The organism is Paenibacillus sp. sgz302115, assembly GCF_056120445.1.
In genome coordinates, this window is the sequence record NZ_JBVYOK010000029.1 from 47,282 (window position 1) to 62,633 (window position 15,352).

At 50.0% G+C, this 15,352-nt stretch carries 15 protein-coding genes, 1 tRNA gene and 2 riboswitches; of the genes, 10 read left to right on the top strand and 6 right to left on the bottom strand.

The features are described 5' to 3' along the window. The 3 genes from AC0LWN_RS29640 to AC0LWN_RS29650 are packed head-to-tail and all read left to right on the top strand — an operon-like array spanning position 1 to position 1,708. Entirely contained in the window at positions 1–684 is a 684-nt protein-coding gene (locus AC0LWN_RS29640; RefSeq protein WP_474671726.1) for a Glia associated membrane protein glam-1 family protein, read from the top strand. A 12-nt stretch (positions 685–696) separates the two neighbouring features. Further along, the gene (locus tag AC0LWN_RS29645) at positions 697–1,515 is read left to right on the top strand and encodes a S41 family peptidase (protein ID WP_474671728.1); all 819 of its coding nucleotides are present in this window, start codon (positions 697–699) and stop codon (positions 1,513–1,515) included. 16 nt (positions 1,516–1,531) lie between these two features. After that, positions 1,532–1,708, top strand: coding sequence for a hypothetical protein (locus AC0LWN_RS29650; protein WP_458965675.1), 177 nt, complete (start codon positions 1,532–1,534; stop codon positions 1,706–1,708). Positions 1,709–1,759: 51 nt separating this feature from the next. Here AC0LWN_RS29650 and AC0LWN_RS29655 read toward each other — a convergent pair whose 3' ends face one another. The 4 genes from AC0LWN_RS29655 to AC0LWN_RS29670 all read right to left on the bottom strand — a co-directional run bounded on the left by AC0LWN_RS29655 (position 1,760) and on the right by AC0LWN_RS29670 (position 8,252). Further along, positions 1,760–2,791 (bottom strand): ribonucleotide-diphosphate reductase subunit beta, encoded by a 1,032-nt coding sequence (locus AC0LWN_RS29655; protein ID WP_474671730.1) that lies wholly within the window; start codon positions 2,789–2,791, stop codon positions 1,760–1,762. Positions 2,792–3,303: 512 nt separating this feature from the next. Further along, positions 3,304–5,637 carry a ribonucleoside-diphosphate reductase subunit alpha gene (locus tag AC0LWN_RS29660; RefSeq protein ID WP_474671732.1) on the bottom strand — a complete coding sequence of 778 codons (2,334 nt, stop codon included), beginning with the start codon at positions 5,635–5,637 and terminating at the stop codon, positions 3,304–3,306. Between the two features lie 117 nt (positions 5,638–5,754). Further along, on the bottom strand, positions 5,755–6,270 hold the full coding sequence (nrdG, locus tag AC0LWN_RS29665) for an anaerobic ribonucleoside-triphosphate reductase activating protein (RefSeq protein WP_474671734.1): 516 nt from the start codon (positions 6,268–6,270) through the stop codon (positions 5,755–5,757). Next, positions 6,267–8,252, bottom strand: a complete 1,986-nt coding sequence (locus tag AC0LWN_RS29670) for an anaerobic ribonucleoside triphosphate reductase (RefSeq protein ID WP_474671736.1) — start codon at positions 8,250–8,252, stop codon at positions 6,267–6,269. Before AC0LWN_RS29670 ends, nrdG begins: the two co-directional genes overlap by 4 nt. A 301-nt stretch (positions 8,253–8,553) precedes the next feature. Further along, a riboswitch (cobalamin riboswitch) is annotated at positions 8,554–8,783 on the bottom strand. 350 nt (positions 8,784–9,133) lie between these two features. Here AC0LWN_RS29670 and AC0LWN_RS29675 point away from each other — a divergent pair. After that, positions 9,134–9,442, top strand: coding sequence for an MTH1187 family thiamine-binding protein (locus tag AC0LWN_RS29675; RefSeq protein ID WP_474671738.1), 309 nt, complete (start codon positions 9,134–9,136; stop codon positions 9,440–9,442). A gap of 129 nt (positions 9,443–9,571) precedes the next feature. Further along, positions 9,572–9,643, top strand: a tRNA-Thr gene (locus AC0LWN_RS29680). A gap of 112 nt (positions 9,644–9,755) precedes the next feature. On the opposite strand, the gene AC0LWN_RS29685 is transcribed toward AC0LWN_RS29680, so the two are convergent. Continuing rightward, positions 9,756–10,217 (bottom strand): nucleoside deaminase, encoded by a 462-nt coding sequence (locus AC0LWN_RS29685; protein ID WP_474671740.1) that lies wholly within the window; start codon positions 10,215–10,217, stop codon positions 9,756–9,758. A gap of 192 nt (positions 10,218–10,409) precedes the next feature. Here AC0LWN_RS29685 and AC0LWN_RS29690 point away from each other — a divergent pair, with 192 nt between their 5' ends. The 4 genes from AC0LWN_RS29690 to AC0LWN_RS29705 are packed head-to-tail and all read left to right on the top strand — an operon-like array spanning position 10,410 to position 11,798. Further along, the gene (locus AC0LWN_RS29690) at positions 10,410–10,625 is read left to right on the top strand and encodes a hypothetical protein (RefSeq protein ID WP_474671742.1); all 216 of its coding nucleotides are present in this window, start codon (positions 10,410–10,412) and stop codon (positions 10,623–10,625) included. Then, entirely contained in the window at positions 10,615–10,941 is a 327-nt protein-coding gene (locus AC0LWN_RS29695; protein WP_474671743.1) for a hypothetical protein, read from the top strand. Before AC0LWN_RS29690 ends, AC0LWN_RS29695 begins: the two co-directional genes overlap by 11 nt. Next, on the top strand, positions 10,931–11,335 hold the full coding sequence (locus AC0LWN_RS29700) for a RidA family protein (RefSeq protein ID WP_474671744.1): 405 nt from the start codon (positions 10,931–10,933) through the stop codon (positions 11,333–11,335). Before AC0LWN_RS29695 ends, AC0LWN_RS29700 begins: the two co-directional genes overlap by 11 nt. 43 nt (positions 11,336–11,378) lie before the next feature. Next, entirely contained in the window at positions 11,379–11,798 is a 420-nt protein-coding gene (locus AC0LWN_RS29705; protein WP_474671746.1) for an ASCH domain-containing protein, read from the top strand. Between the two features lie 347 nt (positions 11,799–12,145). Here AC0LWN_RS29705 and AC0LWN_RS29710 read toward each other — a convergent pair whose 3' ends face one another. Further along, positions 12,146–12,523, bottom strand: coding sequence for a YhjD family protein (locus tag AC0LWN_RS29710; protein ID WP_474671748.1), 378 nt, complete (start codon positions 12,521–12,523; stop codon positions 12,146–12,148). Between the two features lie 805 nt (positions 12,524–13,328). Then, a riboswitch (cyclic di-GMP riboswitch) is annotated at positions 13,329–13,418 on the top strand. An 81-nt stretch (positions 13,419–13,499) separates the two neighbouring features. On the opposite strand from AC0LWN_RS29710, the gene AC0LWN_RS29715 reads away from it, so the two are divergent. Further along, on the top strand, positions 13,500–15,352 hold a 1,853-nt coding region (locus AC0LWN_RS29715; RefSeq protein ID WP_474671750.1), incomplete at its 3' end, for a choice-of-anchor A family protein.

Below are 15,352 nucleotides of genomic sequence, written 5' to 3' on the forward strand. Positions count from 1 at the left end.
ATGAATGCTCTTTTATGGAAACGATATAAAGAAATACGTACTAATAAAATAAAACTATTCATCACTCTTGTTTTACCGATAATCTATTTCGCCTTACTAACGGGCTTCTCCGTACCCCGCCATATTATTGTGTCCTATTTCTCGCTGGCATGCATGTTGCTTGGAAATTTGGGGCATTGGAACATTGAGGATCTGGTCCACAGTGAAACTTTGTTGACAACTCCGCTTACACCGTTCAAATTGTGGTTTGCAAACTGGATGCTGGTAGCTGGATCAGGTTTTATAATTGCACAAATGTATTTACTGCTAATTTCGATTGGGAGTCTGCTGATCAGAGGGCAATTTTATATCAGCGACACCCAATATTTTATAGAGAATATTGCTTTCTCATTTCTGGGTTTTGCACTCCTTGCGGCGGCGACAGTGCATAATGTGGATTTCACCAAATGGAAGCAGTATTTGACAAGTGTGTTCAGTATATTTAACTTTCTGTTTCCTTTCGCCCCCTTTCTCTTCGCTTCTTTTTTGCCCACGGGTGTGTGGATTACCATGGGAGCTGTCGCTTTAGGTATATTGCTTACAACCATTTCCTTATTCATTGCCAGAAGCGCAAGACGGGAACGCCTGGTCCTGAACATTCAAAAACTCTCTGAAGCTTATGAGATTAAATTGCTCAACGATTGAACAGGGGGGGATATGATGATATTTTCACATAAAAATAACGATGAGTCTGAGTTGATCAAGGAATGTATGGAGTACTATGAATTGAATGACATATTTTTGAATCAGGATCAGCGATATCAACAATTGAAAAGTAAGTTAATGAATTCAACCATGGTTGATCTCAAATCCTTTAAACAATTTATTCAAGATACCAGGGGAACTGTTTTTACTGATTTTTTAATTGGAAAAGCCCACTCGGACAGTGTTGATATCAAAGAGCAAAAGCATTTTGAATATAGATTGGTGGAGGATTTTCTCTACATAAACTTGTCTTACTTTACGAAAAAATCAGTGGATCAGGCATTTCAAATTATGAACCAGCATAAGGATCGTCCATATCTAATTTTGGATTTGAGAAATTCTCCGGGTGGATACATTGATGCTTGTATGTCCTTTTGCCGATTTCTTATTAAAGATAAAAAAGAGATAGTAACCTTATATTATAAAAATAAAAAAGTAACCTACTATTCAGATGAACTTGCGCCGCTAAGCTATGAAAAAATTTATATTTTTGTTAATGAACAAACTGCCAGTTGTAGCGAAGTTGCCGCTTTGACATTGAAGACTAATTTGAAATCGGTTCAACTAATTGGAGAAAGAACAAAAGGAAAAGAATGTGGTCAGGAAATTATTGTTAATAAGTCCAAAGGATTTTCTATGATTATAGCTTCTTTTATTTGGAAGTGTGATACTTATGGTATGGAAGATCTTCAGCAGTTTATACAAAATGATGTTGGATCAATTATTCATTTCGCAACGGATGATGACTATTTTAAAATGGCATTAAATTAATTTAGGGGGGGATTGTTTGACTGACAGAATGAGTGGAGTAGTCTGGTTACTGGTTGCGTATTTGATAATTGTAGGGGTTGCTGCAATAGCCGGTAAAAGAAATCGAAATTATATACCCGAACTAAAAAAGACGCTCTTAACGATTGGGGGGATTTTCGTTATTGTTGCCTTTTTTGTTCTATTTGTTATTTAAACGGCAAAAGCCCTGTACACCCGGATTGGATGTAAAGGGCTTTTTAGATGCTTACAAATCATCAAACCCGTTATCGTCGCCGACCTTGCCGTAGTTGCGGGACTTGGCTTCGAAGAAGTCGGTTTTGGTCGCGTTCAGCGCTTCGTCGGAGAAAGGCTTGATCCACGGCATGCAGTTGACGTCTACACCTTGGTAGGCTTTGTCCAGGCCCATCAGGGTCAGGCGTTTGTTGGCGATGTATTTGATGTAGTCGCTCAGCTCGTTCATATCAATGCCCGGCACGTTGGTGAGCGTGTAATAGCCCCAGTTGGTCTCCAGCTCTACGGCACGGTCGATGGTGCGGTAGACATAATCCATGTTCTCCGGCGTGTTCAGCTCAGGGAAATCAACCAGAAGCTGCTTGAACACCTCTGCGAAGAAGTAGCAGTGCTGATTCTCGTCGCGCTGAATATAGGAGATCATCTGGCTGGTCGCCATCATTTTCTGGTCACGGGCCAGGTTGTAGAAGAAGGCGAAGGTGCTGTAGAAGAAAATCCCCTCCAGAATCAGATCCGCCACCAGCGCACGGAAGAAGGTCTCCTTGGATGGCGCATCGCGGAACTCCTGATAGATGTTCGAAATGAACTGGTTGCGCTCCAGCAGCACCGGATCATGCTTCCAGTACTCAAAAATCTCTTTCTGCTCGCTCTCCGAGACAATCGAAGACAGGACGTAGGAGTAGGACTGGTTGTGCACAACCTCCTGCTGCCCGATGATTGCCGAAATCGCCTCCAGAGAAGAGTCGGTAAAATACCGCTTCACATCGCCGACGAACATCGTCTGCATCGAATCGAGCACCGCCAGCAGGCCGATGTTGATTTTAAATACGCGTTGCTCCTCCGCTTCCAGCAGCGGGAACTGCTGCGCATCCTTCGACATCGGGATCTCGTCCGCGATCCAGTGGTTCAGCAGCAGCACCTTGTAGAGTTTATACATATGCGGCATGCGGATATCGTTCCAGTTCAGAATGCCCGAGCATTCCCCGTCGATGATGCGGGTGGACTGGTTCGGGGCTTCGGTATTAAAAATCTTTTGCAATTGCATTATTATTTCCCTCCTGTATTATGCATGAAGCGGTGTTCAGCCTGATATTCTCATTGAAACGACTATGACTATATAGTGAAACGTTTGAAAGAAAGAACGCTATTATGGCAGCCTCCGTGCAGATAAATGTATTTACTGCAGTTATTTACTGCTGTGGAGCCTTTTCATGAGCTATAACTGTAGTTTCTGCAATTAAAAATAGAGAATTCCTGCAATTTAGCCGATTTCCGCCTGGATAATTGTACAGAGTGCAGCTAAATTGTGTTTATCTGCCAAATGCCAGGCTATAGCTGTACAAAGTGCAGTTATTCGGCAAGGCAGGGCGGTGCGTGTGGAGCTGAAGAGGCGAGAAAGATCGCCGAAGGCTCTGCACCGGAAAGCCTTCCGGCGCAAAACCGGCAATCCTCAGTCTAAGCTGTCTGCGGATTCCGCCGCGAACAGCGGCCGGAAGCCCCAACGTTCCTCGTAGTGACGAATACATCACCGTTTTTCTATGCAAGGCATTAAGATAATTAGCTCGCGCAAGACTCGCACTCTTCTATAGTCAAGGCACGGCTCCGCACGTAATAGGTCGATTTCAGTCCGCCCTTCCAGGCGTTCAGGTGCAGCGCCAGGAAATCGGTGGCCTTGATGTCCGGAGTCACGTACAGGTTGAAGCTCTGTCCCTGGTCAACGTGGCGCTGGCGGGCCGAGGCCATGCGGATTGACCAGTTCTGGTCAATTAGGAACGCCGTTTTGTAGTACCAGATTGTCTTCTCGGACAGATCCGGGGCCGGGTTGGCGATCTTGTAGGTGGTTTTCTCCTCGTAGGAGAGCAGCTCGTAGAGCGGATCAATGCTGGCTGTGGAGCCGGCGATGATCGAGGTCGAGCCGTTCGGGGCAATCGCGAACATCCAGGCGTTGCGCACGCCGTCAGCAGCGACTTCCTGCTGCAGCTGACGCCATTGCTCAGTCGTCACATATTTGCCTTCCTGCTCGCCGCTGGTATAGCCGCGTGAGGTGAAGTAAGCGCCAGTCTCCCAGTCAGAGCCGGCAAACTTCGGATAACGGCCCTTCTCGCGGGCCAGTTCAAGGCTAGAGCGCACTAGCAAATAGTTAATGTGCTCGTACAGATGATTGTTGTATTCCACGGCTTCCTCGGACTCCCAGCGGATGCCCTCCAGCGCCAGCAGGTGATGCAGGCCGAAGGTGCCGAGACCGACAGCACGGTATTGGCTGTTCGTATACTGAGCCTGCAGCACTTCAATATTGTTGATGTCGATAACATTGTCGAGCATGCGGACCTGAATCGGCACCAGACGCTCCAGCACACCGGCCGGAACAGCGCGGGCCAGGTGGATGGAGTTCAGGTTGCAGACTACGAAATCGCCGGGGATTTTGGAGATGACAATCCGGGTCTGGCCGTCCTTCGTAACAAGCTCCTCCTGCTCGATCACTGTAGCCGACTGATTCTGCATAATCTCCGTGCACAGGTTGGAGGAGAAGACCATCCCCTGGTGGCGGTTCGGGTTGGAACGGTTCACCGTGTCACGATAGAACATGTAAGGCGTACCCGTTTCAAGCTGCGATTTCATAATCCGCTTCATGATGTCGATGGCCGGAACCGTGATGCGGGAGAGCTCCAGATTGGCGGTAGCTTCGGCATATTTTTCGCGGAATGTGCCTTGCCCCAGCTCCTCGTCATAGAAGTCTTCCAGACCCAGTGCGCGTCCATTGGCATCCTTCCAGCCCATAACCTTCTTCACTTCATGCGGGCAGAACAGATTCCAGTGGCCGCGGGCCTCCACAGCCTCCATGAACAGATCGGGCAGGCAGACGCCGTGGAACACGTCATGCGCGCGCATCCGCTCGTCGCCGTTGTTCAGCTTGAGGTCGAGGAAGGCGAGAATGTCTTTGTGGAAGACGTCAAGGTAGACGGCGACGGCGCCTTTGCGCGTGCCAAGCTGATCTACGCTGACAGCGGTATTGTTGAGTTGGCGAATCCAAGGGATGACGCCGGAGCTGGTGTTCTTGTGACCGCGGATATCGGAGCCGCGGGCCCGCACCTTGCCGAGATAGACGCCGATGCCTCCGCCCATTTTGCTGAGCCGGGCCACATCGGTGTTGGAGTCGAAGATGCCTTCGAGGGAGTCGTCCACAGTGTCGATGAAGCAGCTGGAGAGCTGCCCGGCAACCTTTTTACCTGCGTTGGACATAGTTGGTGTAGCAGCGGTCATGTAGATGTTGCTCATCGCCCAGTAGGCTTCTTTTACCAGATCCAGGCGTTTCTCTTCCGGCTCAGTGTGCATGAGGAACATGGCGATGATCATATAGCGCTCCTGCGGCAGCTCCATTACACGCCCGTCAAAATCATGAGCCAGATAACGGTCCGAGAGAGTCAAAAGGCCGATATAATCGAACAGCAGGTCGCGCGTATAGTCGATGCAGCCGCCAAGCTCCACAATCTGCTCCTTGGTATAGTAGGTAAGCAGCTCTTCGCGGTAGATGCCTTTTTTGACCAGATCGGTGATCAGGGGGTAGAGCTCGCCATACGGTTCGTCCGGGTAGGCTTTGTAGCGGCGGTTGACGGCAGCTTTTTTGTACAGGGAAGTCAAAAGCGACCGCGCAGCAGCAAACTTCCAGTCCGGCTCCTCCTTGGTTACAAGCTCAAGGGCGCTCATCGTGAAGGCGCTGCTGATCTCTTCTCCGCTAACCTCGTCACGGCGCAGCTTGGACTGCACTCCGCGCAGCAGAGTTTCTTTGCTTAGCTGGTCAAGACCTTTCAGGATACGGTCGGCGTATACGGAGAGGCGGATTTCATCAAAAGCCAATTGGCGGTTGTCGGGTTTCACTACGAGCTGTGGCATGGTTCATACATCCCTTCATTTTTTTGGGTATAATTTTCAATATCAAAAATTGAACTATATGAGCGCAGAAGGCGGCCCGCATTTACGCTTGGCCTGCCTTTTGAAAGTTAACGTAAGTTATAGCTCAGCCGGTTGCCAGTGTACGATCTCCGTACCGGCAAGACTGGCTGGAATGTTAATAATCCGCTGGTTGCTGCTTCCCCGGTAGGGGAGGGTGGTGTCTTTAAGCTCTTCCACAAATCGGCCGTCAATGACCACGTGGCACAAGGACAGCAGGTTCCACTCCGGTGAGCCGGGAGCGGCTGTAAGCTCTTCGTAAGTATAGCCTGTGTAAATCCAGATAGAGAAGTCCGGCAGCACACTGCGCAGCTCCTGAATGAAGCCCGCAGCCTCCTCTGCCGAGAAAAAAGGATCGCCGCCTGCCAGCGTCAGCCCGTCCAGCAGCGGATTTGCGGCCATTTCCGCAATAATCTCCCGCTGACGCTCCAGGGTGAAGGGCTCGCCGAAATTGAAATTCCAGGTCTTCGGATTGAAGCAGCCCGGGCAGCGGTGGCGGCAGCCGCTGAGGAAGATGACGGCCCGCATGCCCTCTCCCTCGTTGATTGATTCAGGGTAGTAGCCGCAAATATTCATAGATGCTTAACGCGATCCCGTACTTCGGCTTGCTTGGCGGCGTTGAAGCGGGTCTGATAATCGCCGGTCAGATAGCCGGTTACCCGGCGCAGGCGGCGGATATGCACATCGTTCTCATGCGCGTCGCAGGAAGGGCAGTTCGTGCCGATCACACCTTCATAGCCGCAGGCCGAGCAGCGGTCAATCGGATGGTTGATGCTGAAGTAGCTGACCTGCTGCTCAAGCGCGTACTTGATGATCTTCACAAAAGCCGCCGGATTGCTGCGGGCATTGCCGTTCAACTCGACATAAGAGATCGCGCCGGCGTTGCAATATTCGTGGAACGGAGCTTCCAGGCTGATCTTCTGGGCTGCGCTTAGCTCATGATAGACCGGGACATGGAAGGAGTTCGTATAGTATTCACGGTCGGTAACGCCCGGAATGGAACCAAGCACCTTGCGGTCCACCTTCGTGAATTTGCCGGACAGTCCTTCAGCCGGTGTGGCGAACAGCGTGATGTTGAGGTTAAGCTCCTCGCTCTTGCGGTCGCAGTATTCCCGCATATGGCGGACGATGGCGAGCGCTTTGGAATGAATCTCCATATCCTCGCCATGGTGCTTGCCGTACATCGCCTTCATGCACTCTGCCATCCCGATGAAGCCGATGGACAGACTGCCGTGCTTCAGCAGCTCTCCTACGCTATCCTCAGGGGCCAGCTCTTGACCGCCTTCCCAGACCCCTTCGCGCATCATGAAATCGGAGGCTTTGGCCTTCTGAGCAGCCTGAATGCGGAAGCGGTGGAGCAGCCCATCCAGAGCGATGTCCATGTAATGGTTCAGATCATCATAGAAGCCTTGCTCGTCGGCTACCAGGCGGCGGCCTGTAACCGTGCCGTGAGCCAGCCCGAGACGCACCAGGTTGAGTGTGTTGAAGGACAGATTGCCTTTGCCGGAGCAGTGGTTGCGTCCGAAGCGGTCGCCCAGTACCCGGGTGCGGCAGCCCATTGTCGCAAATTCAGTATCCGGGTCAGCCGGATCATAATACTGCAGGTTGAGCGGCGCATCGAGATTAGCGAAGTTCGGATACAGTCTGCGCGCGGAGCACTCGGCGGCCTTTAGGAACAGCTCATAGTTAGGATCGCCCTGCTGCTGGTTGACACCTTGCTTGCATTTGAAGATCTGGATAGGGAACACCGGCGTTTCACCGCTGCCCAGGCCGTTCATGGTCGCCGTCAGCAGTGAGCTGATGACGAGCTGGCCCTCTGGCGAAGTGCAGGTACCATAGTTAATGCTGGTAAAAGGAATCTGACCGCCCGAGCGGCTGGACATCGTATTCAGGTTATGTATCATGCTCTCTGCCGCCTGCAGCGTCTCGCTCTCCGTCTCCTTCAGGGCAAAGCGGAAGGCCCGAGGGTACTGCTCGGCCAGATCGCTGCGGCTCATGGTAACCTCGCCGAGATGCTCGCCGGCTTGTCCTTCTTCGAAGTACTCCAGTCCTTTACGGAACAGCTTGGCGAAGGATTTCGTTACATAAGGAGCCAGATCGAAATCCAGCTTGTTGGCGGATACGCCGCCGTACTGGGCATTTTGCTGAGACTGGAAAATAATCGCCACCAGCGACATCGCGGTCATAATCGAGTTCGGTGGCCGCACACTGCCGTTGCCGGTGTTGAAGCCTTCGCGGAGCAGCCGCTCGAACGGGATAAAGATGCAGTTGGTTGTTCCGATGACGTACTGGTCCAGGTCATGGACATACACCACATTATCGAGGGAAGCCTGCACGAGCTGCGGCGGCATTGTGAAGTTGCGGGCATACCACTTGGAGTATTCACTGCCGAACTTGCTCATTTTGCCGGAAAAGCTCTCCCCGTTCAAATTGGCATTCTCACGCAGCAGATCCAAATCCCGGCTGTCGATAATATCGCGCCCCAAATGGATAACTTCCTCTAACATAACCTCTTGTGTAGTTTGTTCAGCGTTGTACCGTTTCTCCAGCAGCGTCATTGTGCAGCACTCTCCTCTCGATATATAAGAACGTTCTAACCAGGCTAACTGACATTAATAAAAAAGCATCTCCCGCCGAGGAAGACGGAAAATGCCCGGATGCGTAGCGCAAATAACCGGAGCGCGGATATTTGCGGATGGTCTCCATGGAAATAAGCTTTCCCGCAGAAGCCGATACCTGAAGGCAATAAGGATTATCGCCTTCAGGTATCGGCAGCCTTGGCTCCCCGTCTTAGGGAAGGCTAAATCTGCTTGTGCAGGCCGCATGCGGACACCTCTCCTGTTCCTCGCAGGCGTAAATAATGGTGCCCGGAAACAGGCAGGTCTCCTGGCTCCCGGTGAATCCTTAAGGCGCCTTCCCAAGGGGAATGACCCTCAGTGGCATGAGCCTCAGGATACTGCTCTGCAGCGCTTCATGACGCTGTCGAGCATCCGGTTACAGTGGCGGGACCACAGCGGATTTGCACCGCGCTTCCCTATTAAGCTTCAGCACTCCTGTAGAGGTGAAGCACCTGATTCCACTATATTTTGTTGTCGCTATATAAAATTAACCCAATATATTGTGTTTGTAAATACTTTTTTGCAAGTCCGCGCCCCGGGCGGGTTCAGCCGCTTTACGCACAGATGATCCACAGCTAGTCCACAGATGTTCCGGAGTTAGTCCACAATTCATCCACAGATAATCCACAGAATAACGACAAATTTTGCCGGATCCGATTCATAAATTGTCCCAAAAAACGCCACAAAGGCTTCATATCTGCAGTGAGTGCAATCATAGGATTTCGAGGGAAGGGATGCTGGGGCTTCAGGCGATTTGTGACGCCAGACAGGAGTTGTTACAATAGAAGGGACTGGAGACTTATATATAGGAGGGATTTCGAATGGCTATTGGCGAAGTAACCGTAATTCCGATCGGCACAGGCAGCACCAGCCTCAGCAGCTATGTGGCCGGTATGCAGCGAGTGCTGGAGACGGTGGAGGGCATTACCTACGAGCTGACATCTATGGGCACAATTATCGAAGGACCGCTGCCGCGGATTCTCGCTGCTGTAGAAGCGCTGCACGAATCTCCTTTTAGAGCGGGTGCACAGCGTGTCTCTACTTCACTTAAGATAGATGACCGCCGCGACAAGGTCTCTACGAGCCGCAGCAAGCTGGAGTCGGTGGAGCGCAAGCTGCTGGAGCAATAGTTCCGGGAGACTAGACCGAAGGAAGAGCGGGCAGGCTGGGGTTAAAGGCAAGGACTATGAGAGAAAGGGTTGCGTTTTTCTCCAGACGCTGTATAATGTATTTTGTTTGACAGAAAAAGTATGCTTTAAGCTGGTGTAGCTCAGGGGTAGAGCAACGCACTCGTAATGCGTAGGCCGGGGGTTCAATTCCCTTCACCAGCATCCTTAAGAATTCAATCATGGCGCGGCTTCCGGGGTTTTGGGGGTCGTGCTTTTTTTGTGGGGAAAAAATATCCATGTTATTCTGAAATACTCGAATAACATGGAAGTGAATTCAATGGGAAAAGGTATATCCCTCGAATACTTTTAGCCCTTCGGCATTTAATACTTTTTCTATTACGACCGGCTTATGTGGACTTTTTTCGATAACTTCCTTACATGAAATCATTATATTACTGCCTGCAATTTCTGCCAGCTGATCATGTGACACACTATAGACTATTTTTCCTAAATTAGACCATACCATAGCTCCTGTACACATTACGCAAGGTTCACAGCTGGTATACAAAGTATATTCATTAAGATCAAAAATGTTGTTCTCAGAGCAAAAAGTGCGTATAAGTCCAATTTCAACATGATGTGTAGGATCACAATAACTATTTATTTTATTTTCTCCATACATTACAATTTCGTTATTTTTTACTAAGATTGCACCGAAGGGTTCATTTCCCTCTTCTCTAGCCTTAAAAGCCATTTTTATAGCTACTTCAATAAATTGTTCATCGTTATTTATCATAAATAGCACCTCCTGTATAACACTACTATAACATTTAGGCGGGTGGCATTTCGCATGGCAAAATCATGGTTAGACCTTTAAAGCACAGTTTACGGACTTTCGGGGAGATTTACATATTGTTCCATATCCAATATACTAAACAGTATTGAGTTCGGAAAGTGCCGACAACAATATGGATAGGGGCGTGAAGAAATGGTGTCGCAGCCAGGTATATTTTTTGGAGGATTTAGTGTATTTGCATTCTTAGTTTGGCTGGTATGCACTGGACTAGGGATCTATGCTTTTGTTCTATTTGTGAAGCTTGCACGCAGAGGGATTGTGGCTTTGGATCTATATAATCATGCCAAAAATCTTGAAATCCGCCAGCGGTATGAGTCCGTTAATAAGGATGGTAATGATGAGCACTAAGAAAAAATCCGTAATCCTATTCACAGCTTTACTGATCTTCATGGCGGCCTTTTTGCAGCCTGGACTTATCTACGCGGCGGTTGACGGAACTGTTATCGACAGTGGAACAAAAGATAGGCTGACAGAGCAATATGGGCTTGAAAAACCGGAGCCGTCAACTTCGCCCTCCCCGGGTGGAATTGATGCGGGAACAAGCGCCCCGGCTTTATTTTTTGTTGCAATGCATAGGATGATTGTTAATCCTTATCTTTATATGATTCCAGAGCTTATACACCATTGGATTCATTGGAATGGGGGAAGCCTACATGCAGAATGAACGGGTGAAATTTATAAATCCTGAAACCTTGCCGGTATCCTCCGGGTACACGAGTGTGGTGGAAGTCAGGAATGCACGGACGCTCTATATCTCCGGACAGATAGCCATGAACAAGGATGGCCAAGTTGTAGGGGCAGGGGATCTGGCGGCACAGACAAAGCAAGTATTTGAAAATATCAAAGGCGCCTTGGAGGCTGCGGAAGCCAGCTTTGATGATGTGGTGAAATTGACGTTTTTTGTGACCGACATTTCCAAAATGCAGGTTGTCCGGGATATTCGGGACCAGTACATCAATACCCTCAATCCGCCGGCCAGCTCAGCAGTTGAAGTCCGCAAGCTGATCAGGGATGATCTGTTGATTGAGATTGAGGCCATCGCCGCCGGGAGCTTATAGAGCTTTGGATTGCATTTTTTGTTAGGGTGAGGAGGCGGCGACAATGAGATGCTTGACGATCCGGCAGCCCTGGGCGACATTGGCCGCTCTTGGAGAAAAGCAATTCGAAACCCGTTCATGGAGAACATCTTATCGCGGTGAACTGGCTATTCATGCCGGGATGGGCATAGACAAGTCCGTGTGCAGACAAGAGCCGTATAAATCGGTATTGGCCCGGCACGGATTCACCGCTGACAATCTGCCCGCCGGAGCCATTATCGCCACATGCCGCCTTACCGAGTGCCATGAGGTGACTCCTGAGAATGCCGGGGAGGGTTGGCCGGGCGGCAATGAATATATTTTTGGCGATTATGCTGAAGGGCGGTTTGCCTGGAAGCTGGAAGGTGCAGATTTGCTTGCTGACCCCATACCTGCTAAAGGACGGCTGAGTTTCTGGGAGCACCCTGTCCCGGAGAGGGAGTAGTATTCTCTTTGGGGAGCTATCCAAGCTGTTTAGTGGTATGATTGGGTTAGCTCGCGGGTAATCTTAGTATATATGTTTTGAAGCGCAGTCTTGCGCCAGGAGCTAATCCGGATACACAGGAAAGGGCGTATGCATAAGGAATGGGAAGTCTTCTTATTGCGTGGCTTTGTATGCTTTGCTTGTTTTTTACGTTTAAGGACAAGGTGAGCCGAAAAATTCTATATCCTGTAGCGCTGATTGTTATTCTTGGCTCGCTGGGCTATTGGAAGGTATTAATGTGATTGTTATCCACTTATGGTCTTGCCGGCTTTTATGGCGGGGCCTTTTTTTGTGAGAAAATAAGGCATTTAGCTGCTTCGCATCCGGGAACTGGAGATATCCAGCTTCAGGTATTTGCGCATATGGATCGTGGCCTGAGTGGCAATGATATGGTCCAGCAGCAGCATCCGCTCATGATACCCCCGGCAGACAAATTTGACCTCCATACCGTCCTCCCGCCGTAGTTGTTCGTAGACCTTGACGCCCCGTGTTCTCATTTCAGCACGCACATCACGCAGATCAGCGGTTGCCGCATTCGCGGCTGTATTAAGAACCTCTATGTAGGGGGCGGGGGTGCGCAGCTCCTTGGACAGAATGGCAGCATCGCGCTCAAAAGCCGATATAATCAGCGGCAGCATAATATAAGATTTGACCAGCGTATTGTCTGTACTCTCCACCCTATGCATGGGATTCATCACCTCATAAAGAGAACGTATATTCGCATTGTAACCCGGCCTTCAAAAAATAATCAATAGTATTTTAAAACAAGTCGATAAATGTGATAAATTTCACAATAAAATCAGAAGAATTATTTTATATTAAAATTGAAATATTAAAGATTGAAGCTTGAAAAAATAAAGCACCTCAAAAGGAGAATTGTGATGATTCATGAAGGAAGTCTCCGCCGTGGTTTGGTATTCGGTTTGCTCCTGAGTATTCCGCTTTGGGTGTCCATGATTGGCTGGATGCAACTGTTATAAAATGCAAACCCGCTATATCCGCATTGCCTGGACACGATAGCGCATATAGCATACATAGATGTCGACAAGAAGAAACGGCTTCCGTTTCTCCAGAAAGATAAGGATAATTTATGGGGTAAAACATATAAATTTTTATCTTTTGAAAAACTGCTGCCGGTAACTTTCGGCGACAGTTTTTTTGCATTATAAGGATGGTTGGACTTCACGCAGCAATGTTCGACAAATAGTTCAAAAAGACTAAATTTTAATAATGAAAATTAGTGGTTTCGAATAACGAGAAGATTACATGAAGCAGAAGAAGCTACCGGATACGCCGTTGTTGAACACTGTTTCAGACTGGATCAAGCTGGTTAATCCTTATGCATGGCGGTTTGCAGCGGATTTTCTCATCCAAGCTTCCAAAAAAATAAAAAGGAATAGATTGACAATATGGAGGTGGAGCGGCTAAACTGACATTAGGTCGAAAGTAACAAATATCATAGACTATCTGAAATTTAAAAAAATCATACGATCATGTAAAACGCAAACCGTTCGAAAGAACGGGACGCAAAGTCAGGAATCTAAAGCCTGCTAGACAGGTTATGATTGTCCGGCCGCCGTGAAGCTAACCCTTCTTGGCGGTCTTTTTGTTGTTATAGTTTTTTCTTGAAATCATAGAGTAATTAATAGGAGGTGCATGCGATTGAAGAAAAAAATGCAAAAGACGGCAGCTCTGCTATTGGCAGGAATGCTGACAGTAGGCAGTGTGATTACTGGGGGATGGGAGGTTAAAGCAGCGGCCAGTATGCCCTATACTCCTACACCGGTTTTGGGGGTAGCCGGCAATTTTAATGCTTTTATCTTTGGGGATTTTACGCAGTCATACGATCAGATTCATGGAAGGCTCGCGGCCGCAGGGAATATTACTTTGCAGGGGTACGGTGTATCCAAGGATGCCCCGGGCGGAGACGTGCTTATCGCCGGCAAGAACATTACTTTTTCGAATGGGACTGTTCATGGAACAACTGTATACGGTGGTACTCTAACGGCTGATTCAAGCACTACACTTCAGGGGGGCTCGCGAAAAGATACACCGATTGATTTCGCAGCGGAGGAGCAGTTTTTGATCGGGCGTTCGAGCGAGCTGGCCGCATTGCCGCAGACACAGCCCTTTGTCAGGGATTATGGAAAAATAACCATCAATGCCCCAAAGCCCTACAATGTTATAAATATGACTGCAGCCGATTGGGCAGCGACCAATAATATGGTGTTCAATATAACGGGGAATGCAACGGTTGTTATCAATGTAAGCGGGACCTCAGTGAAAATCCCGAGCTTTCAAATTGATGGGAGCAATCCCAATAAGGTATTATTTAATTTTTATGAAGCCACTGATTTGAAAATTGGCAACACAACCATTAATGGCACTATATTAGCGCCACGGGCCGAAGTGTACTATGATTATGCGGAACTGCACGGCACACTCATTGCAAAATCGTTCAACGGACATGTGCAGATGCACCATTATCCGTACCAGGGAACGGAACCACCTTTAACGCCAACACCAACACCGAGTGCGACACCGACACCGACGCCAACACCAACGCCGACGCCAAAACCGACGCCGACGCCGACGCCGACACCGACGGCGACGCCAACACCAACGCCGACACCGACACCAACGCCGACACCGACGCCGACACCGACACCGACACCAACACCGACGCCGACGCCGACGGCGACGCCAAAACCGACGCCGACGCCAACGGAAACGCCAAAACCGACGCCGACGCCAACACCGACGTCAACACCAACGCCGACGCCAAAACCGACGGCGACGCCAAAACCAACGGAAACGCCAAAACCGACGGCAACGCCGAAACCGACGCCGACACCAAAACCAACGCCGACGCCAAAACCGACGCCGACGCCAAAACCAACGCCGACGCCAAAACCAACGCCGACGCCAAAACCGACGCCGACGCCAAAACCGACGGAAACGCCAAAACCGACGGAAACGCCAAAACCAACGGCAACGCCAAAACCGACGGCGACGCCAACGCCGACGCCGACACCAACGCCGACGCCGACACCAACGCCAACACCAACACCAACACCAAAACCGACGCCGACGCCGACGCCAACACCAACATCGACGCCGACACCACCGCCGACGCCAAAACCGACGCCGACGCCGAAACCGACACCGACGCCAAAACCGACGCCAACACCAACACCAACACCAACGCCGACGCCGACACCAACGCCAACGCCGACACCAACGCCAACGCCAACGCCGGAGCCGACGCCAACACCAACGCCGACGCCGACACCAACACCAACGCCGACACCAACGCCGGAGCCGACACCAACGCCGACGCCGACGCCAACGCCGACACCAACACCAACGCCGACACCAACGCCGGAGCCGACACCAACGCCGACGCCGACGCCAACGCCGACACCAACGCCAACACCAACACCAACACCAACGCCGACGCCGACACCAACACCAACGCAGACACCAACGCCGGAGCCGACACCAACGCCGACGCC

Bases quoted from the DNA above. Each gene is read 5' to 3' on its own strand.
- AC0LWN_RS29690 (WP_474671742.1), top strand. From the start codon at position 10,410: ATGGTGTCGCAGCCAGGTATATTTTTTGGAGGATTTAGTGTATTTGCA.
- AC0LWN_RS29685 (WP_474671740.1), bottom strand. From the start codon at position 10,217: ATGATAAATAACGATGAACAATTTATTGAAGTAGCTATAAAAATGGCT.
- AC0LWN_RS29670 (WP_474671736.1), bottom strand. From the start codon at position 8,252: ATGACGCTGCTGGAGAAACGGTACAACGCTGAACAAACTACACAAGAG.
- AC0LWN_RS29700 (WP_474671744.1), top strand. From the start codon at position 10,931: ATGCAGAATGAACGGGTGAAATTTATAAATCCTGAAACCTTGCCGGTA.
- AC0LWN_RS29640 (WP_474671726.1), top strand. From the start codon at position 1: ATGAATGCTCTTTTATGGAAACGATATAAAGAAATACGTACTAATAAA.
- nrdG (WP_474671734.1), bottom strand. From the start codon at position 6,270: ATGAATATTTGCGGCTACTACCCTGAATCAATCAACGAGGGAGAGGGC.
- AC0LWN_RS29705 (WP_474671746.1), top strand. From the start codon at position 11,379: ATGAGATGCTTGACGATCCGGCAGCCCTGGGCGACATTGGCCGCTCTT.
- AC0LWN_RS29695 (WP_474671743.1), top strand. From the start codon at position 10,615: ATGAGCACTAAGAAAAAATCCGTAATCCTATTCACAGCTTTACTGATC.
- AC0LWN_RS29645 (WP_474671728.1), top strand. From the start codon at position 697: ATGATGATATTTTCACATAAAAATAACGATGAGTCTGAGTTGATCAAG.
- AC0LWN_RS29655 (WP_474671730.1), bottom strand. From the start codon at position 2,791: ATGCAATTGCAAAAGATTTTTAATACCGAAGCCCCGAACCAGTCCACC.
- AC0LWN_RS29675 (WP_474671738.1), top strand. From the start codon at position 9,134: ATGGCTATTGGCGAAGTAACCGTAATTCCGATCGGCACAGGCAGCACC.
- AC0LWN_RS29710 (WP_474671748.1), bottom strand. From the start codon at position 12,523: ATGCATAGGGTGGAGAGTACAGACAATACGCTGGTCAAATCTTATATT.
- AC0LWN_RS29660 (WP_474671732.1), bottom strand. From the start codon at position 5,637: ATGCCACAGCTCGTAGTGAAACCCGACAACCGCCAATTGGCTTTTGAT.